The organism is Nocardia sp. NPDC003999 (assembly GCF_053604885.1).
On record NZ_JBSGIB010000003.1, the window covers coordinates 591009 to 616621 of the forward strand.

At 66.6% G+C, this 25613-nt stretch carries 22 protein-coding genes; 9 read left to right on the top strand and 13 right to left on the bottom strand.

The genetic code is table 11. The features are described from left to right. The first annotated feature begins 55 nt into the window (after positions 1 to 55). Positions 56 to 970: a mycofactocin-coupled SDR family oxidoreductase gene (locus tag ACWESM_RS10275; protein ID WP_452491417.1), complete on the top strand. Its 915-nt coding sequence runs from the start codon at positions 56 to 58 to the stop codon at positions 968 to 970. 201 nt (positions 971 to 1171) lie between these two features. On the opposite strand, the gene ACWESM_RS10280 is transcribed toward ACWESM_RS10275, so the two are convergent. Together ACWESM_RS10280 and ACWESM_RS10285 are read right to left on the bottom strand one after the other, a co-directional pair. Beyond that, positions 1172 to 2293: an NDMA-dependent alcohol dehydrogenase gene (locus ACWESM_RS10280; RefSeq protein ID WP_397281058.1), complete on the bottom strand. Its 1122-nt coding sequence runs from the start codon at positions 2291 to 2293 to the stop codon at positions 1172 to 1174. Positions 2294 to 2914: 621 nt separating this feature from the next. After that, entirely contained in the window at positions 2915 to 3607 is a 693-nt protein-coding gene (locus ACWESM_RS10285) for a hypothetical protein (protein ID WP_397281056.1), read from the bottom strand. Positions 3608 to 4030: 423 nt separating this feature from the next. On the opposite strand from ACWESM_RS10285, the gene ACWESM_RS10290 reads away from it, so the two are divergent. Together ACWESM_RS10290 and ACWESM_RS10295 are read left to right on the top strand one after the other, a co-directional pair. Continuing rightward, the gene (locus tag ACWESM_RS10290; RefSeq protein WP_452491419.1) at positions 4031 to 4966 is read left to right on the top strand and encodes an alpha/beta hydrolase; all 936 of its coding nucleotides are present in this window, start codon (positions 4031 to 4033) and stop codon (positions 4964 to 4966) included. Between the two features lie 254 nt (positions 4967 to 5220). Further along, positions 5221 to 7551 carry an ATP-binding protein gene (locus ACWESM_RS10295; RefSeq protein ID WP_452491421.1) on the top strand — a complete coding sequence of 777 codons (2331 nt, stop codon included), beginning with the start codon at positions 5221 to 5223 and terminating at the stop codon, positions 7549 to 7551. A gap of 46 nt (positions 7552 to 7597) precedes the next feature. Here the strand turns inward: ACWESM_RS10295 and ACWESM_RS10300 are convergent, their stop codons facing one another. From ACWESM_RS10300 to ACWESM_RS10315, 4 genes are all read right to left on the bottom strand, one after another. Continuing rightward, the gene (locus tag ACWESM_RS10300; RefSeq protein WP_195043138.1) at positions 7598 to 8467 is read right to left on the bottom strand and encodes an alpha/beta hydrolase family protein; all 870 of its coding nucleotides are present in this window, start codon (positions 8465 to 8467) and stop codon (positions 7598 to 7600) included. A 203-nt stretch (positions 8468 to 8670) separates the two neighbouring features. Further along, complete coding sequence (locus ACWESM_RS10305; protein WP_364437058.1) at positions 8671 to 9894, bottom strand: PucR family transcriptional regulator; 1224 nt, start codon at positions 9892 to 9894, stop codon at positions 8671 to 8673. Positions 9895 to 10074: 180 nt separating this feature from the next. Then, entirely contained in the window at positions 10075 to 13404 is a 3330-nt protein-coding gene (locus tag ACWESM_RS10310) for a protein kinase domain-containing protein (RefSeq protein ID WP_452491423.1), read from the bottom strand. Between the two features lie 98 nt (positions 13405 to 13502). After that, positions 13503 to 14324 (bottom strand): acyl-CoA thioesterase domain-containing protein, encoded by an 822-nt coding sequence (locus ACWESM_RS10315; RefSeq protein ID WP_452491425.1) that lies wholly within the window; start codon positions 14322 to 14324, stop codon positions 13503 to 13505. 540 nt (positions 14325 to 14864) lie between these two features. Between ACWESM_RS10315 and ACWESM_RS10320 the strand changes: the two genes are divergently transcribed. The 3 genes from ACWESM_RS10320 (at position 14865) to ACWESM_RS10330 (ending at position 16907) form a co-directional block, all read left to right on the top strand. After that, on the top strand, positions 14865 to 15107 hold the full coding sequence (locus ACWESM_RS10320; protein ID WP_452491460.1) for an OB-fold domain-containing protein: 243 nt from the start codon (positions 14865 to 14867) through the stop codon (positions 15105 to 15107). A gap of 192 nt (positions 15108 to 15299) precedes the next feature. Beyond that, positions 15300 to 15458, top strand: a complete 159-nt coding sequence (locus ACWESM_RS10325) for a hypothetical protein (protein WP_364437068.1) — start codon at positions 15300 to 15302, stop codon at positions 15456 to 15458. A gap of 204 nt (positions 15459 to 15662) precedes the next feature. Beyond that, positions 15663 to 16907, top strand: coding sequence for a cytochrome P450 (locus tag ACWESM_RS10330; RefSeq protein ID WP_452491427.1), 1245 nt, complete (start codon positions 15663 to 15665; stop codon positions 16905 to 16907). A 107-nt stretch (positions 16908 to 17014) separates the two neighbouring features. On the opposite strand, the gene ACWESM_RS10335 is transcribed toward ACWESM_RS10330, so the two are convergent. Together ACWESM_RS10335 and ACWESM_RS10340 are read right to left on the bottom strand one after the other, a co-directional pair. Further along, on the bottom strand, positions 17015 to 17905 hold the full coding sequence (locus ACWESM_RS10335; protein WP_364437074.1) for an SDR family NAD(P)-dependent oxidoreductase: 891 nt from the start codon (positions 17903 to 17905) through the stop codon (positions 17015 to 17017). Between the two features lie 8 nt (positions 17906 to 17913). Then, complete coding sequence (locus tag ACWESM_RS10340; RefSeq protein ID WP_364437077.1) at positions 17914 to 18441, bottom strand: cupin domain-containing protein; 528 nt, start codon at positions 18439 to 18441, stop codon at positions 17914 to 17916. Positions 18442 to 18886: 445 nt separating this feature from the next. Between ACWESM_RS10340 and ACWESM_RS10345 the strand changes: the two genes are divergently transcribed. After that, complete coding sequence (locus tag ACWESM_RS10345; protein ID WP_364437099.1) at positions 18887 to 19063, top strand: DUF6011 domain-containing protein; 177 nt, start codon at positions 18887 to 18889, stop codon at positions 19061 to 19063. A 46-nt stretch (positions 19064 to 19109) separates the two neighbouring features. On the opposite strand, the gene ACWESM_RS10350 is transcribed toward ACWESM_RS10345, so the two are convergent. Then, a complete protein-coding gene (locus tag ACWESM_RS10350) occupies positions 19110 to 19646 on the bottom strand; it encodes a TetR/AcrR family transcriptional regulator (RefSeq protein ID WP_452491429.1) in 537 nt (178 codons plus the stop codon). 89 nt (positions 19647 to 19735) lie between these two features. Here ACWESM_RS10350 and ACWESM_RS10355 point away from each other — a divergent pair, with 89 nt between their 5' ends. After that, entirely contained in the window at positions 19736 to 20668 is a 933-nt protein-coding gene (locus ACWESM_RS10355; protein WP_452491431.1) for a TIGR03620 family F420-dependent LLM class oxidoreductase, read from the top strand. 365 nt (positions 20669 to 21033) lie between these two features. Here the strand turns inward: ACWESM_RS10355 and ACWESM_RS10360 are convergent, their stop codons facing one another. The 4 genes from ACWESM_RS10360 to ACWESM_RS10375 form a co-directional block, all read right to left on the bottom strand. Continuing rightward, positions 21034 to 21678, bottom strand: a complete 645-nt coding sequence (locus tag ACWESM_RS10360; protein ID WP_452491433.1) for a hypothetical protein — start codon at positions 21676 to 21678, stop codon at positions 21034 to 21036. A 394-nt stretch (positions 21679 to 22072) separates the two neighbouring features. Continuing rightward, entirely contained in the window at positions 22073 to 23683 is a 1611-nt protein-coding gene (locus tag ACWESM_RS10365) for a DUF707 domain-containing protein (RefSeq protein ID WP_397281032.1), read from the bottom strand. A 47-nt stretch (positions 23684 to 23730) separates the two neighbouring features. After that, positions 23731 to 24810, bottom strand: coding sequence for a glycosyltransferase (locus ACWESM_RS10370; RefSeq protein ID WP_397281030.1), 1080 nt, complete (start codon positions 24808 to 24810; stop codon positions 23731 to 23733). 15 nt (positions 24811 to 24825) lie between these two features. Further along, the gene (locus tag ACWESM_RS10375) at positions 24826 to 25281 is read right to left on the bottom strand and encodes a hypothetical protein (protein ID WP_397281028.1); all 456 of its coding nucleotides are present in this window, start codon (positions 25279 to 25281) and stop codon (positions 24826 to 24828) included. Between ACWESM_RS10375 and ACWESM_RS10380 the strand changes: the two genes are divergently transcribed. After that, a partial coding sequence (locus tag ACWESM_RS10380; RefSeq protein WP_452491436.1) for a hypothetical protein occupies positions 25280 to 25613 on the top strand: 334 nt, incomplete at its 3' end. The genes ACWESM_RS10375 and ACWESM_RS10380 overlap by 2 nt on opposite strands.

Sequence of the window (25613 nt, forward strand, 5' to 3'; positions counted from 1 at the left end):
CGATCTTTTCGCCGTGCCTGCGGCGAATTCTCGAAATCGAACCGAAGGAATCGTCATGGGAACACTCGACGGCAAAGTCGTCTTCATCACCGGAGCCGCACGCGGACAGGGACGTTCGCACGCGGTGACCGCCGCGCGTGAGGGTGCCGACGTCGTCCTGTTCGACATCGCCGCACCGGTCCCCGGTATCAGGTACCCGCTGGCGACCGAAGACGATCTGGACAAGACCAGGAAACTCGTCGAGGAGCAGGGCCGCCGGGCGCTCACCGTGGTCGGTGACGTGCGCAGCCAGGACGACCTGGACTCGGCGGTGGCCCAGGCCGTGGACACCCTCGGCGGTATCGACGGTGTCGTCGCCAACGCCGGTGTCTGGGACCTCGGTCCCGCGGGCTGGCAGACCGGTGAGCAAGAGTTCCAGGTTGTCGTCGACACCGTCCTCGGCGGCGTATTCCGCACGATCAAAGCGGTCGCGCCGCACTTCGTCGAACGCAGGGCCGGAGCCATCGTGGCGATCGCGTCGGTGGGTGGCCTCGAGGCAACGGCCGGCTACACCTCCTACATCGCCGCCAAGCACGGCGTGATCGGCCTGCTCAAGAACACCGCCCTGGAGCTCGGCCCGCACAACGTACGCGCCAACACGGTCTGCCCGGGCGCGATCGACACCAAGATCTGGGACAACTCCATGGGCCACAAGCTGTTCGTCGCCCCGGGCGAACCGGTCGACCGCAGGATCGCCCTCGACGCCATCTACGGCTATGCCCCTCTTGCGGGCCGCACCGCGCTGCCGTCACAGGCTGTGAGCAACGCGGTGGTCTTCCTGCTCTCGGACCTGGCCGAGCAGATCACCGGTGTCGCGCTGCCCGTCGACGCGGGCCACCTGCTCCTGCCGGGTGCCAACTTCGCGCCGATCACGTCCGGCCCCGAGGCCGAGCGCCACCGCCCACCGGCTGTGTCGCCCGACGATCTGTAACCACACGCGGCCGCATATTGTCGCGATGGCCGACCCGGCGCACCGGACCGGCCATCGCATTCACGGTCACAGGTGTGCGGAGAAGAACGGCTCGATCCCGCACACGACGAGCAGCGGCTGGGTCAGCAGTCGCTCGGCCGGATGAAACGCGTCGAAGACGAATGCGGCGGCCGATCCGGAGGAGCGCAGGGTGCGTAACGGTCAGCCCTCGTGAATGATGATTCCGCGCAGATTACGGCCCGCCTTCATGTCCTCGAAGCCCTGATTGACGTCCTCGAGCGCGTAGCGGGTGGTGACGAGTTCTTCGAGTTTCAGGGTGCCCTGCTGGTACATCGCGAGCTGGGCGGGGATGTCGGCGGTCGGCGCGCAGGCGCCGAAAAGCGAGCCCTGCAACCGCTTCTGGAACAGGATGAGCTGGTGCAGGTCGATGTCGCCGTCCTTGACGAAGGTGTCGCCAAGGCCGACGGCGACGCAGGTGCCCGCCTTGCGCACCGCCTGCAGCGCCTGGCCGATGTGCTTGCCGGTGGTCACGCCGACGCTGACGATCGCCGAGTCCGCGCCTTGACCGTTGGTCATGGAGCGGGCGAGTTCCTCGGCCTCCTCGATGGAGGAGACAGCATGGGTGGCACCGAGTTTCCGCGCCGACTCGCGCTTGAAAGCGACGGGGTCGACCGCGATCACCGCGCTCGCGCCCGCCTGGGCGGCGCCCTGGACCGCGTTGATCCCGATGCCGCCGACACCCATCACGATGGTGACGTCTCCCGGGCGCACCTGCGCGGAGTTGACGGCCGCGCCCCACCCGGTGCCGACACCGCAACCGGCGAGCACCGCGACGTCCAGGGGAATCGCGGGATCGATGCGGATGGCCGAGGACACCGACACGGTGACGTACTCGCAGAACGTGCCCAGCCCGGCGAGTTGCCCGACCGGCGCACCGCCCAGCGACAGCCGGAACGAGGTCGGGTCGTCGAAGCGGGCGCCGGTGGCCAGGAACGCGCCGAGGTCGCACAGGTTCTGTAACCCTTTCGCGCACCACCGGCAGCGGCCGCATACCGGCAGGAAGGAGAACACCACGTGATCGCCCTCGGCGAAGCCGGTCGTCCCTGGCCCGACCGCCTCCACGATGCCGGCGCCCTCGTGCCCGCCCGCGATGGGCAGAATGCCGGGAGTCTGGTCGCCGGTGGCGAAATGATCGTCGGAATGACACAGGCCGCTGGCCACCATCCTGACCCGGATTTCCCCGCGTCGCGGATCGTCGAGTTCCATTTCGACGATTTCGTAGATTCCCGGTGATTCGCGCAGCACCGCGCCCCGTGTCAACATCGATGACTCCCTCGGAGAATTCGCCCGGGCCAACCGGGTGACCCCTTGTGATACCTGATAAACGCATGCTCGCACCGGCTGCCGCAGCGGTCAATTCACGATTTTCGAACCCGGAATTCGGAAACATTCACTTGGTCCCGGTTGCGCGCGCCGATAGTCTCCGATTCGCCTGTGAAAGGTGTCACATTCATTGACGACTGCGGGCTAGTGGCCCGGAAGGTGAAGTTCCGGCCCGGCATTCCGGGACGAGCACTCGAATCGCCGTCACAACACGCAGCGGCCCGGTCGCGAGATCGGCCTTCGGCGACCACGCCGGTGCGGATCGGGCCATCCATCGGGTCTCGCCTGCAACCGATTTCGGTGGGGCAGTGCTCGGGTGGGCCCGCCGAGCGCGGCCTGATTGCCGACGCTGACGAAGCAGTTGATGCCGATGCCACATTCCCATGCCGGCGACGCTCGCCGTGATCAGCGCCGGCTACTACACCAGGCCGAAGCAGGGCGGTTGCACGGCGTCGCAGTCGGTGCTCGACGCTCTGGCGCAGTTCGGCGGCAGGAATTTCACGACGGTCGATGCTCCATCCGCCGGACTGGAGCATCGACAGTCGGGTTCGGCAGGGCCGATCACTTTTCCGGCAGCGGTGAATTCACGGTAGACAGATACTGGATGACGGCGACAGTGGCGATGGGCGCCGTGACGAACAGCTGTCCGGCGATGGTGCCCAGCGCGCCGACAGCGACGATCCCGCCGAGGCAGCCGACCGCGGCGGCGGGAATGAACGGGCCGAAGAGGCCGGCGATCGTGGCCGCGGCGATCGTCGCGCCGGCGATTCCGCCGAGCACACAGCCCACGGCGCCGCCGCCGAGGCCGCCGATGAGGGTGCCGAGCGTGGCGCCCATGGTGATGGTGCTGGTCATGCGGCTCCAAGCGGCCTGTTCACGGTCGTACTCGTTCTTCCACGGCGCTTTGTCCTCGTACGGCAGGGCGACCGGTGCGTACACCGCGTGCTCGAGATCGAACCGGGGTGTCAAGGTGGCGGTGCGACCGGCGACCTCCGCGCTGATGGGAAATTCGAACTCGTCGACCCGGAATCGCAACGGCGTCGCGGCGAGGACGGTTCCGTCGGCGGCCTTGACTTCGAACATGTCGTTCTCCACCGCAAGCGAACCCGCGTCGGTCTCGATGACGCTCCGGTCACCAACGGCATGCGCTGTGAAACCGACGGCGTCCGGGTTGTCCGGGGTGGCGCCGGCGGTTCCGGCGACGACGGCGAATGCGGCGGCCACAGTGGTGGCGACGACGGTGCTGATCCTCATCTGAACTTCCTTGTTCTTTCGGGGGGTGATGTTTCAGCGAACGGGCACGACGGCAGTCCGTTGCTGCTGTTTGAGCTCGACCTGGCCTTTCTCGCTCGAAGGATGTGATCGAGCACACTATGCTTTATATATTATGTTGTCAACCTCCGCGGGTGGGCTGGGTCACAGCGCTGGTAAGCGCTGCTCGGGGCATCGGCGAGCCGTCGGGGCCGATCGATCACATGGCGGCGATAGCGCTGGTCCGTTTCGACGAGGTAAGTGGGATACCGCACGAATGTCGGCTCGGCTTCGGTGCGGCCCCGTCGGGGGCGTGGGGAATCCTTGTGGGAGGGATTTTTCCTAGGCGCCGTCGCGCCCTGCCCCTGCTGCCCAAACGCTCATAGATTTGCCTTTGTAAGCGGTCGAGCACAGGAGAGGAAGATCATGGCAGGCAATATCGAAACGGTGGCGGTCAAGGGTTGGGCCTGGGACATCGCCACGGATATCTACTTCCCACCCGGTTTCGATGAGTCGAAGACGTATCCGACGATCGTCTCGGCCCATCCCACCGGTAGCTGTAAGGCGCAGACTTCGGGCAACGTCTACGGCAAGGCGCTGGCCGAGGCGGGCTTCGTGGTGGCCGCCTTCGATGCGAGCTTCCAGGGTGAAAGCGGTGGCGATCCGCGGTCGGTCGAGGATCCCGGTTTCCGGACCAGCGACTTCAGCTTTGTGATCGACTACCTCGTCACCCTGCCCTACGTCGACGCGGACAACATCGGTGTGCTCGCGATCTGCGGCGGAGCGGGTTACGCCGTGGCAGCCACCAAGATCGACCGCCGGATCAAGGCACTGGGCACCGTCGTCGGCAGCAACGTCGGCCGGCTGATGCGAGAGGGCTTCTCGGAGTACAACCCGATGGGGATGCTCGAGGCCATCGCCGCGCAGCGCACCGCGGAGGCTCGCGGACAGGCCCAGGTGATCAACGATCTGCTGCCTCCGTCGGTCGACGCGGCGAAGCAGGCGGGTATCACGGATGTCGACGTCGTCGAGGCCACGGAGTACTACAAAACCGATCGCGGTCAAGCCCCTGGTGGTAAGACCAGCTTCAACTTCGGTCGTCGGGCTGCCTTGGCCGACTGGGATGCGTACGACCGCGTCGAGGTCTTCCTGACCCAGCCGCTGTGCGTCGTGATCGGCGACAAGGTCGGCGCCTTCGGTTCGCAGCGGCTCAGCATGGAGCTGTACGGTCGAGCTGCGTCGAAGGACAAGCAACTCGTCGTGGTCGAGGGCGCGTCGCACTACGACCTGTACGACAAGCCGGGCCCGACCGGTGTCGCGCTGGAGAACCTGGTGCCGTTCTTCCGCAAGCACCTTAGCTGATCGGCTCGGAACACGGAGCGAGGCGCCGCGGGCTCGCTCATCACCGCCGCGAGTATCGCTTGCGAGCGGGTGGGCGGCTCGGTGTGCTTCCTGGCCGAAGCGGCGGTGCTTGTGCCGGCCCGGTAGACCGAACGAACGGTTTGTTCTGCGGTCGCGGGTGGTATCCGCTCCACGTATCGGTTCGACCGCGCGGTCGTGTCCTTCCGGTCGCCGATAAGCCGCTGCGGACACGCCGGGAGGTGAGTACACCCGCCATGGCAAGCACATCCGGCGTGCGAAGCTTCGAAGGCAGCTTGCCGCTGGAGTTGACCAGTTTCGTCGGTCGGCGCACCGAGGTGTCCGAGGTGCGGAATCTGCTGACGACGTCGCGGCTGGTGACGTTGACCGGAAGCGGGGGCGTCGGAAAGACGAGACTGGCCCTGCGCGCCGCCTCGAGTGCGCGGCGCGACTTCCGTGACGGGGTGTGGTCGGTCGAACTAGCCGACGTTTCCGATCCCGGGCTGCTGGTCGAAGTGGTGGCGGCGAGCCTGAATGTGCGGGACGATTCGGCGGAGGCGCTGCTCGAGACGCTTGTCCGGTCTCTGCGTTCGCGGGAACTGCTGCTGATACTGGACAACTGCGAGCAGCTGGTGGATGCGGTCGCCCAGCTGACCGAGACGTTCTTGCGCGCCTGTCCGGACCTGCGGATCCTGGTGACCAGCCGCGAGCCGCTGAATGCCGAGGGCGAGGCTGTGCTACGGGTGTCTCCGCTGACGGTTCCCGATCCGGACCGAGAACCGTCGCTGCGGGGGTTGCCGCGCTTCGACGCGGTGACGTTGTTCGCCGATCGCGCCGCCGCGGCGCTGCCCGGCTTCGAACTCGATGAGGACAACAAAACCGCGGTGGCCAGGATCTGTGCCCGGCTCGAGGGATTGCCGCTGGCGATCGAGTTGGCCGCGGCCCGGATACGCACGATGTCGCCGCAGCAGATCTTGCAACGGCTCGACGACCGCTACGCGTTTCTCACCCGGGGCAGCCGCACCGCACCGGCCCGGCAGCAGACGCTGCGCTGGTGTGTCGACTGGAGCTATGAGCTGTGCACCGCGGCGGAGCGGCGTTTCTGGGCGCGGCTGTCGGTGTTCGCGGGCACCTGCGAACTCGACGCCGCCGAGCGGGTATGCGGCTTCGACTTCGCGCCGCACGCCGTCTTGGACGTGCTGTCGTCCCTGGTGGACAAGTCGATCCTGATCCGCGAGGAATTCGACACCGTCGTGCGCTTCCGGATGCTCGAGACCTTGCGCGACTACGGCCGGGAGAAGCTGCAGGTGTCCGGTGAGGAGGAGAACCTGCGCCGCAGGCACCGCCAGTGGTACCGGCAGCTGGCGCTGGACTGGGACGCGGAGTGGATCGGCGCACGCGCGCCGGACTGGGTCGCCCGGCTCGACCGCGAACAACCGAACATGCGTGAAGCGCTCGAATTGTTTCTCTCCGATGAGACCGGCGCGGCCGGAGACGGCGGGATGACCATGGCCGCGGCGATGTTCGATTTCTGGAACTTCCGCGGCATGTACGGGGAAGGCCGGTCCTGGCTGGACCGAGCCCTGGCCCACCCACTCGCCTCATCGATACCCGATCGCGTCAACGCTCTCCGTGCCGACAGCCAGTTGGCCGCTGCGCAAGGAGATTTCCAGGCGGCGACCGCTCTCTTGGAGGAGGGACGGGTGCTCGCCGAGCGATCGCCGAGCCCGTTGACCCTGGCGCGCATCGCTTACTCCGAGGGGGCCCTCGCACTCGCCCGGGGCGACGCCGCCCATGCGACTTCAGCCTTCGAGCGGTCGTTGCGGTCGCTCGGGCCGGGCAGCACCGAGAATCTGCGGCTCAACGCCCTGGCGTTGCTCGGCTGGGCATGCGAGCTGGGCGGCGACGTCGCCAAGGCAACGGATTGTTACCGGCAGATCCTCGCTGTGACGGAGACTTCCGGCGAACTACTCCATCGCGCGGCCGCATTGCGCGGTCTCGCCGTCGTCGCCTGGCAAGAAGGCGACCATCACCGCGCACGGGCATTGCTGGAGGACTCGCTACGCGTCAACCAGCGCCTGGGCAACCCCTTCGTGGCCGCCTTCGCCCTCGAGGCACTGGCGTGGACTGTCGACCCGAGCGACGCGGAGCGCGCGGCCGTTCTGCTGGGAGCCGCCGAGACCGCGTGGCCGGCCGGAAGCAGCGCCACGAGTGTCTTCCCGAACATGCTGCGCTTCCACCGCGAATGCGAACAGCGGACGCGGCGGATGCTCGGGGAACGCCGATTCGACGCGGCCCGTCGGCGGGGGTTGGCGATGGAAATGGACGCCGCAGCGGCCTACGCGCTGGGTGAACAGCCCGTTGGCCCGAGTTCCGCCTCGGGAGCCGCGGAATTGACCAAGCGCGAGCATCAGGTCGCCGATCTCGTCTCCCGAGGCCTCACCAACAGGCAGATCGCCGCCGCACTGGTCATCTCCCAGCGAACCGCGCAAGGCCACGTCGAACACATCCTGACCAAACTCGGCTTCACCTCCCGGGCCCAGATCGCCGCCTGGGTGGTGGAGGACGCCAAGGGGGAGAGCTCTTGATCGCAGGCGTTCGCCACCACCCGGCCGGTGCTGCGGGGGTGAGCTTCTACTTCATGTGCGAGTCGAACCAATCCAGCATCACTTCGGGGCGCTCGCCGAAATAGTTGTATCCGCGGAAGCGCTGGTCGGTCCCTTCGATCCAGTGCAGTTTCTTGTCGCGGGCGGCGATGTTGTCGTAGATCGCCTGCACATCCGACGGATAAGTCAACGTGTCGTCCCGTACCTGCGCCACCAGCGTCGGCATACGCACCGACGCGGCCCGTGGAATCGGCGATTGCTCGTCGACGTGGAAGCCGGTGCGGGCGTGCAACGCCTGGTCGAACAGTTCGACGCCGTTGTCGATGCCTGCGCCTTCGACAATCGTGCGCTCGACGAACGCGCGAGCCGAGATGGGTTGCAACGCGATCATCGCCTTGATGTGGGTGAATTCGCCGGGATGCTTGTCGATCGCCACGAAGGTCGAATCCGCCCCCAGACACACGCTCAGCAATCCGGTGGTCATGTTCGCGGTGTCGGGCCGGGACTTCGCGTAGCGGATCGAGCCGATCACATCACGGTATTCGAGCAGGCCGATACCGACGGTGCGGCCGTGGCCGTCGGGGCTGAGGCCGTGATTGCGGATGTCGTAGCACAGGATGTTGTAACCGGCATCGTGCAGAGCCCTGTACTCGGGCAGGAAACTCACCTCGAACCCGCCGAAGTCCTGTAAACCGTCGAGGTGGCCCGCGTAGCCGTAGCGGTTGCCCGGCAGGAAGTGATTGTGGATGATCAACCGGTCGGAGTCGGCGGGGATGAACCAGCCCTCCAACGTCAGGCCGTCCATGGCGGGGAAGAACACGTCCTCGTATGCCAACCCCACCTCGTCAGGACGCCGATATACGGGAGTCCGTTTGCCGTGCGCCCAGAGTTCGACCATCGGTTCGATGATCTTCTTCGGCGCCACGGCCCCTATGGTCTTCGTGGCGACATCGGTCAGTGCGTCCTTGGCCTTCGCCGTCGTGTCCGTCATGCCGGTACGCCTCCTTTGTCAGTCGGATCTGTCTCCTCCTGAGACCTACCCGGCGACGGGCATCTGAAGCAGATTTAGCGCACAAAATTGGAAAAGTTACGTATCTAGCATTATGCATAATGCTTGTGGCGGGCCACTTCGCGGAGTTGTCGCGGTAGCTCGGGTCCGGTGGGCGGTTCGCGGCGGACCCGCTTCGGAGCGGTAGCGCGGTGCCTACGGGCGATCAAAGCCGATCGCAGATACCACAGTCCGGACGACTGGGTCGCGTCCAAACCGATGATCTGGGCTATTCGTTTGAGCCGGTTGTCGACGGTGTTCGGATGTAGGTACAGCATCTGGGCGGTTCGTCTTCGATTCATACCGTTGGCGACGTGACACCGCAGGGTCTCGAGCAGTTCGGGCTCCTCGTCGAGGGGGTCGAGCAGGGCGCTGAGCCATTCGAGTCCAGGACCAGGACGCGTGAGCTGGTATTCCAGTGCCAGATCGGCGAAGCGGTGCAGCCCGTCTCGCAATCCGAGCCGGTGGACCAAGTCGAGCAGTTCATGGGCTTGGGCGGCGCAGGAGGGAATATCCGGCGTCGCCGCGCGGATGAGCGTCGCGGTGACCGGAACTTCGGCGATGCGGGCGATGGCGGCGATCCACTCGTCCAGTGTGCTGTCGCCGGCGAGTGCGGTGGGCAGCAGGATGGTGCCGCCGGTGGGCGAGAGGATCGACAGCGCGGCACCCTGGGAACGGTGGGCGAGTTCGGCTCGGATGCGCCGGAGCGGACGTTCGGTCCGGACACGTGACTGGGCTGCGGCGCTGGCGGGACGGGGGACGGCGACGGCCAGGATCCAGTACTCGTCGGCGACCTCGATGCCGTTGTGGCGCGCCAATGTCGAGGTCGGCTGTCCCTCGAGCAGTGCGGAGGCAAGGGCGCGCGTGGCGGTGTGGTGCTGATGGGCCGCGGTGTGCAACTGCCGCGTGTAGCCGCGGGCGACGGCGGCGGTGACGGTGCCGAGCAACCCCAGCACCCGGTCCGTATCGACGGCGCCGAGCTGGCCGGCCTCGGTCGACGCCCGGTCGCCGGCCAGTTCGATGCCGAGCCGGACGCCATCGTGGACGACGCGCAGGATGGTGACGATCGGGATGTCCGCGCATGCCCACCGCGCAGCCTCCTCTTCGAGCCTGCGGAGCTGCTCGGGCTGTGCGGGCCCGTCGAGCAGGCAGATCGATACTTCGAGACAATCCCGCACGGCGGCCAGCAAGTATCCGCTGGCCTGCGCGGTGTCCTCCACCGCGGACACCGGATAATCGATGGTGAGACCGGCCTGTGCCGGATAGCCCTTCGGCAACTCTCGCTCCCTGTCCTCGTGGCGCTTCGCCGAATAACGAGTGCTCTCGACACTAAAGGGAGTCCCGAGGCGGGAGTGTGCAAGAACTTGGACACGGTGCGCGTCTATATCGCCCCTCTGAACTCGGTCGTGGCGGCTCGCGGAGGCGATAGCCGGCCACTACGACCGCCGGCGCCCTGTTCAGCCGGTGGGCCGGGGCGCTGTTCCGGCCGCCGAATCGACGGGTAGGCGGGACAGTCCCAGTCGGGCGGAATGCCGTGCCAGCGGTGCGAGCGTCTGCTCCGCTTCCTCGGACCGGCCGGTAAGCCGCAGCGCTACGCCGAGCAGGAAACCGGCGCGCAGTGCGGCGAGCGGTCTGCTCACCGCGTCGATGCCGGAGGTGAGGGTGCGCGCTCGCTCGACCGCCTCGCTACGGCGTTCGGCGTTCGGGTCGGCGAGCAGCAGCCGGATGGCGGAGTCTTCGTCGCATTCATCGATGAAAGTCGCTATCCCGTCCCTGCGCTGGGGCGCGCGTCGGCGCAGGATCGCCTCCGGTTCGCCGTGCTCGAGCTCGAACCCCAGTCGGACCCGCTCATTGCGCACCCGTGCGGCCAGGCGCGGCAGTGCCAGGCGTTCGGCGTGCGCCATGCCCTCGTCCAATAGTCCCCGCGCGGTGTCCTGGTCACCCAGCAGCGCCCGGACTCGCGCGCCCGTCGCGTAGGTGGCCATCATGAAGTCGACACCGCCTCCGCCTTCGGTCGCCAGCCCCCTGCTCTCTTCGAGCAGCTCGGCGGCTTCCTCGAGATCACCTGTCTCGTAACGTAAGTCGCCGAGCAGGGCGCTTGCGAGACGGGCCGCGTGCGAAGTGTTCCCCATGGTGGCGCGAGCGGTATCGAGCGCTGTTCGGAACATCTCCTCGGCGGCCGGGAGGTCGAGCTGTTCCCTGGCTGCCATTCCGCCGAAGCAGCAGCCGTAGACCCTGGGAAACGGACCGGTCGCCTCGTGATACGGGGTGGCCCACTGCTGCCAGCGGCGGGCGGCGTCGAAATCGAAGCGCTGGATCGCGGCGTAGGTGGCGATATTGCCCGCCGCTCCCGCCACGAACGGCGAGAAGGCCTCCGGCCGCGCCAGCGCGTCGCCGATCAGCCGGTCCAGGTCGGCAACCCGGTCGGCGAACATCTCGCCGACGCTCGTCAGGACGTCGGCCTCGGTCCGCATCTGCGCGCGTTCACTCTCGGGCGGGGCCGCCTCGTCGAGGGCGGCATCGAATCGGGCCAGGGCCGCCGCGGTTGGCCCCGGTCGGCGCAGGACGAGGTTCACCCAGGTCGCGAGCAGCTGGAGCCGGGGTCGCGTGCAGCTTGCCCGCACGGGCAGCTTGGCGAGAATGCCTTGCAGCAGCGATATCCGCGATCGCTCCAGCAGGTATTGGCCATCTCGCTCGACGAGGTCGGCGGCTCGGTCCTCGTCCCCGGCCGCGAGCGCCTGATCGACCGCCTCGTTGAGCAGGTGGTGCTCTGCGAACCAAGTCGACGCTCGAAGCCGCAGGGCGGGGATCTCGTCCGGACGCTCGGAGACCAACCGTCGCCGCAAGTACCCGGCGAACAGCTGGTGATAGCGGAACCATCGCCGCTCCGGGTCGGCCCGCTGCAGGAACATGCCTCGGTCTTCGATGTCCTCGAGCAGTTCCTGGGCGTGATCGTTTCCGGTGAGCGTGGCGGCGAGGTCGCCGCAGACGCGCTCACAGAGCGAGGTGAGCATGAGGAATTCGAGGGTGCTGGGGTCGAGCGCGCCGAGCACGTTCTCGGCCAGGAACTCGCCGATGTCGGGGTGCTCGGCGAGCCGTTCGAGCAGACGCGCGGGATCCTCGCCTGCGCGCAGCGACAGTACGGCCAGCTGAAGCGCGGCGATCCAGCCGTCGGTGACGCGCGCGAGGGTGTCGATATCGGCCCGGTTCAGCCGCAATCCACCCGCTTCCGCGAGAAACTCGCGCACTTCGTCGCTATCGAATCGCAACGCCGTCGCGTCGATCTCCACCAGATCGCCGTGCATGCGCAGTCTGCTCAACGGCAATCCGGACCTGGACGTGCTCGTCACCATGATCGGCAGATGATGGCAGCCGTGTTCGAGAAGGAATCGGACCGCGGCGACCGATGCCGGGGCGTTCACCCGTTGCCAGTCGTCGAGCACCAGGGTGAGCCGATCCTGCCGGGTATGCAGTGCGTCGACGAGCGCGGTCAGCATCGCGCGGGTGGGGTCGGGATGGGCGTCGAGAACATCGGCGAGTTCATCGGCGAGCCGCGGGTAGGCCGAGCGGAGCGCTTCCACCACGTGTGCGAGGAACCAGGCGACATTGTTGTCGTCCTCGTCGACGGTGAGCCAGGCTACCGCCGCGCCCTTACGTAGCAGCTCGTCGCGCCACTGCGCGGCCAGCGTCGTCTTGCCGAATCCGCTCGGTGCGTGGATCCAGGTGAGCCGGGTGTGTTCGTTCGACCGAAGCTGATCCAGCAGCCATTTCCTGGGGAGAGGCGTCCGTGGGAGGCCGGGCGGACGGTACTTCGTCGCGGGAGTCGGTGGGACAGCGTCTCTTTCCCGCCGACTGGACGACACCTCAGCGGGCGCGACCGACGACCGGTGTGTGGGCGGCAGGACCAAGGAATCGACCGGACCGCCAGTACGTTCCTGGACCCGGCGCAGTTCCTGGCCGAGGCTCGCGGCGCCCGCGGGCCGGTCCGCAGGCTCCGTGGCCATCGCGTGTTCGATGGCCGCACGCACCTCTTCCGGCACGTCCCGTTCCCCGAGATCCGGGACGGGCTGCTCGGAGACCCGGAAGAATTGCGCCATCACCTGCTCGCCGACACGACGTTCGTAGGCCACGTGCCCGGTGAGGGAGCAGAACAGAGTGGCTCCCAGGCTGTACACGTCCGAGACCGGCGTCGGCGGCGAGCCGCGCAGTACCTCCGGCGCGGTGAACGCCGGCGAGGCAGTGATGATTCCGCTGGTCGTGCGGAAGCCTCCCGGTATTCGCGCGATGCCGAAATCCGTCAATTCCGGCTCCCCGTATTCGGTCAGCAAGATGTTGCCCGGTTTCACGTCGCGATGGAGGATCCCGGCGCGATGCGCGGTTTCCAGCGCGCCCGAGATCTTCACTCCCAGCCGCAGGACCGCAGCCCACCCGAGCGGTCCGTCGTCCCGGATGCGCTGCTCGAGCGAGCCGTGTGCGTGGTAAGGCATCACCAGGTAGGGGTGTCCGCCGCGCGTGGTGCCGACCTGGAACACCGCCACGATGTGGGGGTGCCCGGACAAGCGGCCCATGGCTTGCTGCTCGCGGACGAAACGCTGGAGTCCGTCCGGGTCGAGTTCCGCGGTGAGGATCTTCACCGCGACGACCCGATCCAAGTCGGGTTGTGTGCAGCGATACACCACGCCGAAGCCCCCGCGGCCGATCTCCTCGGCATCGTCGAAGCCTTCGGCGCTCAACTCCGCGACGATGCCCGAGGAGGGGCTGCGCTGGGTCGGCGGGATATCGCCCATCGTCGGCCTCGATTCGGGACGAACTCGCGGACGATCCGGCGGTGGGGTCGTCCTTCCCGAGGATAACTCCGTGCCTCGAGCAGCAGCAGTGGCCTGCCCTAGGGGCTCGCGGTGCTCGCCACCCGCAGGTCGGCGGGGGCGGGCGCGGTGATGGCCGTGACGGTTGACGAGCCGAAGGCGCCGAGCCGGTCGTAGAGCACGGCGGTGCCCACCGAGATGCCGTCGTACTCCTGTCGATCCGTCGCGGAGATTCCCATTTCGCCGCCGATGGGGAGGCGGCTGAACGCCACGGTGACGTCGGCGTTGATGTACTCGAGCCCATGGGTACCCAGGTTGGCGACGAGATTGGAGACATCGGCGACGCCGCAGGCGAACTGGAACGGTGACGGTTCCTCCCCGGTGACAATGTCGATAGGGCCGTGCCACAAGCGGTTCCGGCTCCTGTTGTGGTGCTGGGCGGGATCGGCATCCCAGCCGGCGTCGTCGCTGTAATAGACGCGGGCACGGTCTTCGCTCCGTCGCCATGAGGCAGGCGGTGGCGGGAGTGCCTTGCCCGCCGACCAGCAGTCACCGGCTGGATCCGAGCCCGCTGCGAGGAACAGCGCCCTGGCCGCGGCTACGGGCTGCCCATCCTGGAGGAGGCGCGCGTCCACCAGACGCAGCCGCTTGCCCGCCCGCACGATCTCGGTCTCGACCGAACAGGGGCGCATGGCGACGGGGTGGAAGAGGTCCACAGTCCAGCGGGCGGGCCGAAGCCGGTCTGGACCGAGGTCGGCCAGGCGGCGCTCGACCCCGCGAGCAAGTACGGCGCTGACCGCCGCCCCCCGCATCTGACCGCCGTTCCAGCCACTGCCGGCCGTGGGCAGAGGGGACAGGATCCGGTCGTCGGAGTCGGTGTCGAAGAACGCGGAGCGTCGCATCGAATTCCTTTCAGGGACACACTATTTCGCCAGGTGGGCAACGTGATCGGCGCGGGCGGGATCGTCGAACCACAGAAGCTCGCGTCGCATGGCAGGCCGAGTCTTGGGAGCGAGCTACCCGGCGACCGTCCACGACGCGATCACCAGTCGACTCTTCGGTATCGCACCTTCAAAACATTATGTATTATATACGTGAGCTACTGTGCGGCGTACGGCGCACGTGATGGATCGCAGCGCCGTCGGACACTGCATCGCGGCCCGACTGCTCTGGGCGCGGGTCGGAAACAGGTATGCCCCCGGTCGATCGACCGTCGCCGCAATGCCCTGATCCGGAGACGCTGGAGCGGAACCAGCCGGCACCATCCCGCGGAGGCCTGTATGCACGCGCACAATCCGAGGCACACATCGAACGGCATCAGCGCCCGCGATGTGCATCGTGTAGGTGGCGCGTTGATGATTTGCCGTTGCGCGGACTGTGACATGCGGCTCGCGCCGATGACCGCTGGATGTTCAGCCTGCGGATCCGATGATCTCGAGTGGATGCCGTCGTCGGGCGTGGGTTCGATCGTGTCTTGGCGCGCGATAGATCGCGCTCCGACGGATAGACGGGGTGGGCTGGTCCCGCTGACGATCGCCATCGTCGAACTCGATGAAGGTCCATGGGTCTACACGTCCATCGAAGGAAGAGTCCCCTCGCTTCCGCGCCGACCGGTACGCGTGCAGTTCCAGCCGCGTCCCTGGCACGACAGGTTTCCGGTCTTCGCGGTCAGCGCCGATCAGTGAAACACAGCCGGGGCGGCGGCAGGAGGCAGCGGCTACATCGCCCCGGGGTGAGGGCGGAGACGGCCGAAGGGTGTAACAGCTATGCGATGTGGAGTGCCGCCACGGGCTCGACAGCTTACCGCCGGCGGCGGAGAGCCGCTGCCGGGCATACTCGGCCGGATTTCGGCGGCTCGGTGGCGGTTGAATCGGAAGGTGTTCCTCATCGACGCGCTGACTGTGCACGGCACCACCCAGGTCCACTCGTACACCGTCGCCGCGGACGGAAGTCTGGCTCCGTCCGGCGTCCCGGTAACCGACACCGGACTCGTGTTCTCCGACGGACCGGACACGGTCCTCACTGCGCCACAATAAAAACGATGCCCAGCGGGGAGTGGACCGCGGGGCGATTACGGCTACCTGTGGGTCACCCACGCTGCGCATCGACAACGGAACATTAAGTGCGGGATATATTTAACTTCCCACGGGCATCGTGCGTCTCCGGATACCATCCCGACCGGCCGCCGTCGTACTCGACCGGCGGTCCGCATCGGTTGCTCGACAGTCCGGAGTACGTTCATGACCACCTCATCGCAGCCCCCCGGTCCGGCCCACTACGGTTCGCCGGTCGACGGCAGCGGCCCTCGAATCCCCCTGTACACCGAAGAGTTCGCCGCCGACCCGCATCGGATCTACCGCGAGATGCGTGAGCGGTTCGGCGCGCTCGTGCCGATCGACCTCGCGCCGGGCGTACCCGCCACCCTGGTGATCGACTACCAGGTCGCACGGCGGATTCTCAACGACCCCGAACACTTCCCGGCCGATCCCCGTCATTGGCAGCCGCGGATACCGGCCGGCTGCCCGGTACTTCCGCTGATGGGATGGCGGCCCAACGCCTTTCGCAACGCCGGAGCCGAACACGCCCGCTACCGCACCCCCACCGTGGCCGCGTTGCGCGAGGTAGAAATGTTCGCGCTGCACCATACGGTGGAGCAGATATCGGTTCCGCTGATCAATGCGTTCTGCACGACCGGGACCGCGGAGATCATCACCGAGTACGCCTATCCGCTCACTTTCCAGGTGGTCAATTCGCTACTCGGCTGCCCCGCCGATATCGGCCGCCGTGCTGCCGACGCCTTCTCCGCGATATTCGACGGTGCCGAGACCCACAAGGCCGAGGCGCTGCTCATCGCGGCGCTGGCAGACCTGATCGCGCTGCGGCGTGAGGAGCCGGGCAACGACATCACCTCGCGGCTGCTGCGGCATTCGGTGCAGCTGGACCAGGACGAGATGATCGCGCAGTTGTTCAGCTTCTACGGTGCGGGGATCGAACCGCTGCACAATCTGATCGTCAACACGGTGCGCATGCTGCTCACCGAAGACCGGTTCGCGGGCGGGCTGCTCGGCGGCAGCATGACCACCCGCGCTGCACTGGACGAGGTGCTGTTCACCGACCCGCCGCTCGCCAATATGTGCACGACTTTTCCCCGGCAGCCGATGCTCATCGACGGCGTCTGGCTGCCGGCGCACCAGCCGGTCGTCATCAGCATGGCCGCGTGCAACAACGATCCCTCGGTCGTAGTCGGCGAATACGTCGACAACAGTTCCCATCTGTCGTGGAGTGTCGGGCTCCATGCCTGCCCGGCCCGATCGGTGGCCTATCTGGTCGCGCAGGACGCGGTCGATCAACTGCTCGATTCCCTGCCCGAGATACGGCTCGCGGTGCCGGCCGACGAACTGAGCTGGCGCCCCGGCCCGTTCCATCGGGCGCTGACCGAGCTCCCCGTCGTGTTCCCGCCGTCGCCACCGCTGAGCGTGGGCTGACTTCGACGGCCGGAAGTCGAGTGGGCCAAGGTGAAAGCGCGGCGGCCGCGAGTACCGGCCGACGCGCTTTTCGTCGCGACATCAGCTGCCCTGACGCGACAGCTGTCCTACTTGCCCACCGCGCTGAGATCCTGCTCGTCGATCGTCTTGAACGGAACATGTGTTGCGGGATGGAGGATTTGGTCGATGTGCTGCTGCACCAACTCCGGGGTGAGGTCCTTGCTCGTGAAGCCCTCGTTGAAACCGAGTACCAGCCGCTGCACTTCGCCGCCCTGGGCCTGGAGCACCTCGCCGTTGATCGCGCAGTTCTCGTGCGCCAGATACGCCACTACGGGGCTGACCAGCGAGGTCGGCAAGTTGTCGCGCATGAACTGCTTGAACTCGTCGGGCAGATCCGCCTCGTCGGACATCCGGGTCGCCGCGGTCGGAGCGATCGCGTTGACCTTGATGCCCACCTCCTGCCCCTCGAGGGCCAGAGTCCGGGTGAAGGCGAAGATCGCGCCCTTGGCGGCGACGTAGGGTGTCTGCTGCGGGAAGCCGATCAGGGTGGGGGAGGTGGTGCTCACGACGCGCCCGGATCCGCTCTCGATCAGGTGCGGCCAGGCGGCGGCGGTGACCCCGGCGGTACCGAAGAAATGCACCTCCATGTGCTGCCGGATCGATGGCAGGATATCGCGGCCGAAGGCGTGCGCCTGGTTGATGCCGGCGTTGTTGACCAGGATGTCGAGGCGTCCGAACGCGTCGATCGCGGTCTGCACGATGCCTTCCGGGTTCTCGGTGACCGAGTCGAAGTTCGCCACCGCGCGTCCCCCGGCGGCAACGATGTCGGCTACCACCTCCTCCGCCGGACCAGAACTGGCCCCGGTGCCCTGAGCGGAACCGCCCAGATCGTTGATCACCACCGCCGCACCCCGGGATGCCAGGAACTTGGCGTGCGAGGCGCCGAGGCCACGTCCCGAGCCGGTGACGATGGCGACGCGTCCGTCGAATGACAACATGAAACTCCTCAGTCCTTTGCCGGCAGCATGACCGCGACCATCGTCACGGGTTTGTCGGTGCGGTTGCTCCAGGCATGTTTGATGCCGCGGTTGATCACGGTGTCGCCGGCGCGCAGCAGGGTTTCGCCGGTTTCGTAGAGCGCGTATATCTCACCGTCGAGGATCGTGGCGATATCGATGGTCTCCGTCGCGTGCAGGCCGACGATGCCCTCACTGTCGGCGTTGGCGTCTTCGCCGTGCAGGTTTCCGATCGACTCCGCGTACACCGCGGGATCGATCTCGCTGTCCGGGGGGAAGGTGGCGAGCCGGACCACCAGGCCGTTGGCCGGCGGATCGAGTTCCACATCCGATTTCAACGTGTCCTCGTCCTGGTACCGGCCGGGCAGGGAATCGACCCGCCAGACGTCGTTGACCGTGAACGCCGGAAGGGCCACCCGGGTGGCGGTGTTCTCGTCCGCGACGACCGTCGACTTGCCATCGGCATCCAGCCCCGCGATCACTCGCCGCGCTGTCTTGTTCAGGTGTTCGCCACCCATGACGCTCCTTTCCCGAGGTCCATGCTGCGCTCCGCCATTATATATTATATTAAATAGTGCGCTAGAGCTAGACAGCTGCAATATTAAATACTATCCATGGGTCATGGCTTCGATGATCTGATGTTGCCGCCGACGCGAGGACGGCTGGGGCCGTTCGGTGTGGGGTCGAACTAGCGAAAGGAGTTGCCTACTCAAGACTGGTGTCAGGGCTTGATCCCGGCCAGGATCGAGTCTCAGGTGCCCGGTGGGAGGCTCCCTATGCGGCTGCCCCCGGTCTTGTTCGGTGTGGCTCACTAATGGCTTGCGTCCCGGCGGGTTACCGTGCGGGTGTGGCTGGAAATGGGTCTGCCCTGGCTCGAAGTAGCGGTGCCCTTCCCCGCACGGACACCCAGTTCGTTCGGACTTCTGGAAGGACACCGTGGCCGAGACCGGTGATCAGCCCACCGTGCGACTCGTCGCGCACTGCCACCGCTGTCACGGTTGGCTGCTGTCACCGCAATCGGTGGTCCAGGGCATCGGGCCGACCTGCGCGGTTCGTGAGCGGGCCGAACAGCGCGCCGCAGCGGCACGGCAGCTCCACGACCCGACTCTGTTCGACCTCTCTCCGCCGCGGAGCAGTTGACGATCCCGTACTAGTCCACGCAGACGGGCACATACACTAGGCGGGTTCAATGGGTGATGAGTCCGTCGACGGCGATTCCGAGTAGCCGATCGGGCTGGCCGGCATCGCGGCTGTCCGTGGCGGCGAGGCCGATCCCGGCCACCAGTTGGATGAGATCGTCCGCGGACGTATCGGTTCGCACGGTGCCTGCTCCTTGTGCGCGCGTCAACAGCTTCTCCGCTGTTCGCCTGATGGCTTCCCGGCACTCGAAGTTCGAACCGATGGGCCCGGTGAGTGCGGCCGCACCGAGTCCCCGGTCGTTGCGAGCGTGGAATAGCAGTGCCCGCAACCATTCTCCGAGCGCCGCGTGCGCGTCCGGTGCGGACAGCAATTCCTCGCCGCATCTGCAGAGAGCTTCGATGCGGTCCTGCAACACCGCGAGCTGCAGCGATTGCCGATCCGGGAAATGGCGATACAGAGTGCCCGGCCCGACATCCGCACGGCGGGCGACTTCATTGAGCGATGCATCGGGCCCTGACTCCGCGAAGACAGTGGCTGCCGCTGCCAGTATGCGGTTGTAGTTGCGTTGTGCGTGTGACCTCATCACACCCCTTGCGAATCGGAGAGCCTCTCCATATTCTACTGAGAGCGAACCGGAGAATCTCTCCGGTTTTGGGTGAATGGAAAGCTACGATGACACAACGAGATTTGGGCGCTGTGGGTCTCTGGACATGGGCCTTCGACAGGCAGCCGGCAACGCTGGTCCGGGATGCGGCCGCGGAGATCGAAGAACTGGGTTTCGGTGCGATCTGGTTCGGCGAGGGACTCGGCCGGGACACTGTCGGACAGGCGTGGCTGCTGCTGTCGGCTACTGAGCGAATCGTTGTGGCGGCGGGTATTGCCAATATCGCGCTGCGAGATCCTCTCGCTATGGCGACTGCGGAGCGTGCGCTCGGTGAGGCCTTCCCGGGCCGTTACCTGCTGGGGCTTGGGGGTCACCGCGTTGCCGGCCGTCCGGTCGAGGCTGACGGCTATGCGATTCCAGCGGGCGGTAAACCTCTGGCGCTGATGGGAGGGTACCTCGACGCAATGGACGCGGTACCGGCGCACGGCCCTGTGCCCGATCCGGCGCCACGGCGGGTGATCGGTGCCCTCGGGCCGAGGATGCTGGAACTGGCGGCGCGACGGACGTGGGGTGCGCACCCGTACTTCGTTCCGGTAGCGCATACGGCAAGAGCCAGAGAGGTGTTGGGGCACAGGCCATTTCTCGGCGTGGAGCAACCGGTGGTTCTGGACACTGATGTCAGCCGTGCTCGGGAAGTAGCACGCGCCTATGTCGCGGCATATGCGTCGGGCGCGCCGCACCAGGCCGCCAACCTGCACAGGCTCGGCTTCGGCGACGATGACATCAGCGAACCCAGCGGTCGGCTGGTTGATGCGATCATGGCCTACGGCGATCTGTCCGCGATCGAGGAACGGATAGGTCAGCACCTGGCGGCAGGGGCTGACCACGTGTGCTTGCAGGTTGTAGGCACCGATCCGACCACGCTGCCGTTGACGGCATGGCGCGAGCTTTCAGCAATAGTGCCGACCCAATCGGCACGTCGGACCGCTGTCCGACTGTGATGGTTTCGCCGGAAGAATCCCAGTTTTGGTGGCATAGTTGATGACCGCGCAGATCCGCCAGATGCCACCACCAGTGGTTTCGAATTCGCTGAAGTCGGTCTGCCGGACCCGGTCGCGCCTGGTCGGTGGATCGTAAAACACCTTGCGCGGCAGCATCGCCCACGACTTACGATCCGCACGAAATCCCTGTGGCTACAGCAGTCCGCGCCGCCGCAGGGCTCGCTGCACCGTCGAGGTGGAACCTCCTCGACCGGAGGACCTGCGACACGCGCGAACCGACCATATTGTGCCGACAGGGGTGTTGCGTAGCAGCGTGCCGGATGGAACGTCGGCGGCCACCGTTCTCGGCAACGTTGGAGGTGAGGTCAGCTGCGATACAACTCGGGTTTGTTCGGTCGCGGCCCCGGTGTGGCATCGGCACGGGAGGCGGGTTCCGCAGGGCCCGGCGCGTCGGCTACGCGGCGCCGACTGTCGGCCTCGGCGGCGGCTCTGGTGTCGACCTCGCGTCGCGCGAAGGCGATATCGCGTGCGCTGCGCACGGACAATCGGCCGAGTGAGGTCGCGGCGAAGAACAGGATCAGCGCTCCGAGACCATAGAAGTAGGCCAGTTGTAGCAGGGCCCGTTTCAGATCGGACGTGGCGACGGGTTCGCCCACATCCCCGATTTTCAGGGTGTCCGCCAGTATCGGCCCGATCACGAACCACAAGCCCGCCGCCGCTGCCAGCCACGCCCCGAAGCTCGCCACGAGCCGGTTGCGGCTGGCCAGCATGAGCAATCCGCCGATGATCGCGGCGACGCCGGGCAACACCTGGAGCCACCCGCGCGCCGCCGTCCACACCCACGGGTCGTCCGGAGTGAACGCGAAGCCGAAATAGGGTCCGATGAACGGGATCAGCGCACCCCACAAGCCCAGCAGTAGCACCGCGAGCCCGCCGAGGGCTCCTCGGCTACGGGGAATTCGAAGGCGACGGCCGGGGTTTGCGTGAACGGTGTCGTCGACGTCTCTCATGACGCCTCCATTCATCGAAGTAGGTGCATATGCGGCCTACCCTTTGCGCACCGACATACGCACGCAAACGCGTGCGGGTCCGCTGCCTGCGGTGATCGGCGGATTCCAAGGTCAACGGCGGCCGCGCGGACTACTCTGCCGACCGACCCGATCCCTTTCATCCCGGAGGATCGCCGTGGCCGGCCGCGCTCAGGACGGCGCGTTCCGGCAGCGTCACATTCGGCGTCGGACCGCTCGCGCCAGCCGTCGACGAGCGGGCCGCCTGTCGCCGCGACCGCGCCGCGGGTTGCCGCCTCGACCCTGGTCTTCCTGGCCACGCGCAACCCGGTGCGCCGTATCGCATGGGGGTCAGCAATATATTCGGCCGATTCGGATCGCTCGACGACGTCTACCGCTACAACGGCATCGACACCTCGTGCGCGCTGCCCTCGACCTCACCGACTGACGGCAGCCGCTCTCGCGCCGGGGGGTCGCGCATCAGTCGTAGCGGCTCGGCGCGCATGAGTTCGCCGTTCAGGAGCATCCGGTCGACCATGCCGGCGGACGGGATTCCGGCTTGGAAGCAGGCACGTGCGCCTGAGAGCTCGCCGTGGGCGAGGGCCACCTGGAGCAGGTCTCTGGAGTGATGGGCGAAGTGCCGCGCCTTGCGGCCTCCGACCTCGGCGACTTCTTCGGCTCGGGCCAGCCAGCTCTCGAAACTCGGATACGGGTAGTGCAGGATCATCGGCGCAGTCACGGTGCCGTGCACGCCGTCGAATCCGGTGAAACCGTACTCGTCCACCGGCGCGACAGCGGGGCCGAGACGGACCGCGCTGCGGTTGGCCGGGGTGTCGAGAAAGGGGGATCGACCGCTGATCCGGAACACGGTGCACTCGTGGATGGGATCGGTCACCGGCACGGGGGAAGGGACGGCTTCGTGTCCGATGAATGTCACCTGCCCGGCGCCGGGAATCTGCCAGCGGCGGCGACCGTCGTCATAGAAGACCTCGTCTGGGCCGAGTGGCAGCAGCCATTGCATACCCGCCGCCTCGGCCGTTGCGGCGGCGTCGGCGATGTTGGCTACCTCGCGAGCAACCGTGTCATCGTTGGGTGTCGCGTGGTCGCGAAGGATGACGGGCCGCTCACCGCGCACTGCGCACAGCGCGGCCCGGACATCGGGGTCATCCGTATAGATGATGGTCAATTCCGCTTGCGCGGAGTGGAAGTCGAACCAGTCGGCCAGCTCGGGGCGCCACCGGTCGATGGTCACGCAGATTGCGGTGGGTTCGAGGGTCTCCGCGGGCCGGTTGGGTGCTCCGACGCCGCGATGCACGCGTGGCGTCAAGTCGCTGATTTCGTGCGTGACCAGGTATTCGCAATACTCCGCCCACGTGTCGATCCCACCCGCCCGGGCCGCGGCGTAATTCGGCCCGCCCACCGGTCGGGTGTGCCGGACCGTTACGGCGTCGACGATGGCGATCGATGTGGAGTCGGTGATGAATCGCGGCCAGTGGAAGTCCAGACCCCAGCCGGTCTGGGTGGCGTCGAAGGTCGGCAGGCAACGGCGCAGGAATTCCCGGCTGAAACAGGGTGCCATGATTTCGACGAAGTTCGTGTGCCGGAGGTTGAATCGTCGATCGACGAGCGTGATCTCGTGGGAGTAGTAGCTGTCCTCGGTGAGCGCGGGTTGGGTCAGTGCGAGCCGGTGCTGCGCCGCGCAGTGGAACAGCTCGTTGATGCTGGAGGTGTCGGCGGCCAGGTCGTCGTCGGGGAGCCAGACGTAATCGTATCGATCGAGCACCGCAGCCAAATCGGTCGTCAGGACATGATGCAGGGCAGGCCATTTCGGGCCTTTACGGTCGATCCTGGCCACGTCCGCCACCCGGTAGCGGTCCGGGTCGTCACCGAAATAGCTCACCACCAGATCCCAGGTACGTGGATGCGGCCCGGCCAGCCACTGCTCGTGCAGTGATTCGTCGCCCGCCCTCAGTACGACCAGGTTCCGGCGCCCCGATTCCGTCAGCACGGTAGGCCTCGTGTGCGCCCGCGCCAGTGTCCCGTCACACTGACCTCCTATGTCGCGTACCAGCCATCGCCCCACAGCGTGAGTAGGCGTTCGAAGTACGCCTCGTACTGTGGGGCGACGACGTCGGTGGAAAATTTCGAGATCGCGTAGTCACGGATTCCGCGATAGTCGAGTTTGTGGACGGCGTCAGCGGCATCGCAGAACTCGCGCAGCGTCCGGCAGCGAAAACCCTGCACGCCGTGCTGCACGGTTTCGGTGAACACACCCCAATCGGTGGTGATCACCGGGGTCCCGCACAGCATCGCCTCGGCGTGGACGCCACCGAAAGGTTCGAGATAGAGCGTCGGCACGAAAACCGCACGGGCCCGGCTCATCAACTCGCCGCGGCGCGTCGAGTCGACTACACCGACGTATTCGACGCAGTCGGCCTCGGGGACTTCCCCCGCGCCGGCGACGATCAGATTCACGCCGAGCCGCGTGCAGGTGTCGATTGCGATCTGAATGCCTTTGGCCTCGACCATCCTGCCGATGAACAGGAAGTAGCCGTCCTTGTCCTCGGAGAACGGGAAATCCGCCACGTCATAGTAGTTCGGGATCACGGCGTCGTAGAACTGGCCGCGGGCGCTCATGACGCCGGGAACACTCGCATACGAGCCGTAGACAGCATGCATCCACGCGTAGCTCTCGAACACCCGGTAGTTGGCGAACACCCCGCTGTAGCCGATGCCGAATTCGACGGTCATCAGCTCGGGGAAGGTATCCGCGATGGGCTTTTGGCAAGTGCCACCGAGAATTCCGATGAAGTCGCGCTTGCCCTTCCGCTGGGCGATCTCGGTGACCGCGCGCTCGTTGGAAATCTGCCAATGCACATCATGGGGACTCCATGTGAGATTGATGGGGTCCTTATAGAGATCGGCACCGCCGAACCACTCGGATTGCTCGGCCCTGGTGACGATCGGGACGAATTCCGCGCACGCCGCGTCGTTCTCCTCGCCGCCGTACAGGAATACCTCGTGACCGAGCTCGGTCATCATCGAGGCGAAGCGCCGATTCTTCTGCGTGTACGCGCACGGCTGATAGTGCCGGGTGGTCTCGGTATTGGGAAAGTTCACGATATGAAAGCGCATGGTCGGGCACCTGTCTCAACGATCGATGATGGGCCGGACCGACAGTGGATCGTCGCCGACGGCTTCCTCGAGGTGCTCGGGACCGTCCAGGTAGGCGGCACGTTTGCGCTCCTGCTGTTGTTGCTGACCTTGTCCGCCCATGCCGCCGCCCATACCTCCGCCCAGTGGGTAGCCGCCCATCCCCATCGGATAGGCGGCGTTGGTTTGGGTTGCGGTGGCCGGGAGTCCAGCGCGGCCGGTGTCGGTGGGTGTACCGGTCCCGGGAGCGCCGGCGCGAGGGAACAGTTTGTCGTCAACCGGACTGGCGATCCCCGCTCCGCCGCCGGCCGATCCGCCGCCGAGGCCCGCCGGAGTGATCGACCCGGACGGACCCGCCGCGCCCCATGGGCCGGACGCGCCCCACGGGCCGGACGCGCCGAACGGGCTGGGGGAACCACTGAACATGGGGCCTGAATTCAGCTGAGCCAGCATGTCCGCGAGCTTGGACAACGGCCCCGAACTGCCGAGCGGGCTGGTCGAGTTGGTCGGACCGGTCGACCCGGTCGGCGTCGGTTGGTTGCCCGTGGAGTCCAAGCCGCTTTTGGATGATGAAGGCGGAAGGCCGCTGGTGGGAGGGTTGGCGCCGTCGCTGCTGGGCTGGGGAGAGTTTCCGTTTGCGTTGGATTTGCCGTTGTTGTTGTCTCCGCCGCTGTTGTTGCCGTTGTCGCCGTTGTTGCCGTTGCCGCCGTTGTTGTTTCCGGTTCCGCCGCCACTGCCTGTTCCACCGTTGGTGGGGGGTGCCGCGGTATTCGGGTCGACGAATT

Bases quoted from the DNA above. Each gene is read 5' to 3' on its own strand.
- ACWESM_RS10275 (WP_452491417.1), top strand. From the start codon at position 56: ATGGGAACACTCGACGGCAAAGTCGTCTTCATCACCGGAGCCGCACGC.
- ACWESM_RS10280 (WP_397281058.1), bottom strand. From the start codon at position 2,293: ATGTTGACACGGGGCGCGGTGCTGCGCGAATCACCGGGAATCTACGAA.
- ACWESM_RS10285 (WP_397281056.1), bottom strand. From the start codon at position 3,607: ATGAGGATCAGCACCGTCGTCGCCACCACTGTGGCCGCCGCATTCGCC.
- ACWESM_RS10290 (WP_452491419.1), top strand. From the start codon at position 4,031: ATGGCAGGCAATATCGAAACGGTGGCGGTCAAGGGTTGGGCCTGGGAC.
- ACWESM_RS10295 (WP_452491421.1), top strand. From the start codon at position 5,221: ATGGCAAGCACATCCGGCGTGCGAAGCTTCGAAGGCAGCTTGCCGCTG.
- ACWESM_RS10300 (WP_195043138.1), bottom strand. From the start codon at position 8,467: ATGGTCGAACTCTGGGCGCACGGCAAACGGACTCCCGTATATCGGCGT.
- ACWESM_RS10310 (WP_452491423.1), bottom strand. From the start codon at position 13,404: ATGGGCGATATCCCGCCGACCCAGCGCAGCCCCTCCTCGGGCATCGTC.
- ACWESM_RS10315 (WP_452491425.1), bottom strand. From the start codon at position 14,324: ATGCGACGCTCCGCGTTCTTCGACACCGACTCCGACGACCGGATCCTG.
- ACWESM_RS10320 (WP_452491460.1), top strand. From the start codon at position 14,865: ATGCCGTCGTCGGGCGTGGGTTCGATCGTGTCTTGGCGCGCGATAGAT.
- ACWESM_RS10330 (WP_452491427.1), top strand. From the start codon at position 15,663: ATGACCACCTCATCGCAGCCCCCCGGTCCGGCCCACTACGGTTCGCCG.
- ACWESM_RS10335 (WP_364437074.1), bottom strand. From the start codon at position 17,905: ATGTTGTCATTCGACGGACGCGTCGCCATCGTCACCGGCTCGGGACGT.
- ACWESM_RS10340 (WP_364437077.1), bottom strand. From the start codon at position 18,441: ATGGGTGGCGAACACCTGAACAAGACAGCGCGGCGAGTGATCGCGGGG.
- ACWESM_RS10350 (WP_452491429.1), bottom strand. From the start codon at position 19,646: ATGAGGTCACACGCACAACGCAACTACAACCGCATACTGGCAGCGGCA.
- ACWESM_RS10355 (WP_452491431.1), top strand. From the start codon at position 19,736: ATGACACAACGAGATTTGGGCGCTGTGGGTCTCTGGACATGGGCCTTC.
- ACWESM_RS10360 (WP_452491433.1), bottom strand. From the start codon at position 21,678: ATGAGAGACGTCGACGACACCGTTCACGCAAACCCCGGCCGTCGCCTT.
- ACWESM_RS10370 (WP_397281030.1), bottom strand. From the start codon at position 24,810: ATGCGCTTTCATATCGTGAACTTTCCCAATACCGAGACCACCCGGCAC.
- ACWESM_RS10375 (WP_397281028.1), bottom strand. From the start codon at position 25,281: ATGCTGGCTCAGCTGAATTCAGGCCCCATGTTCAGTGGTTCCCCCAGC.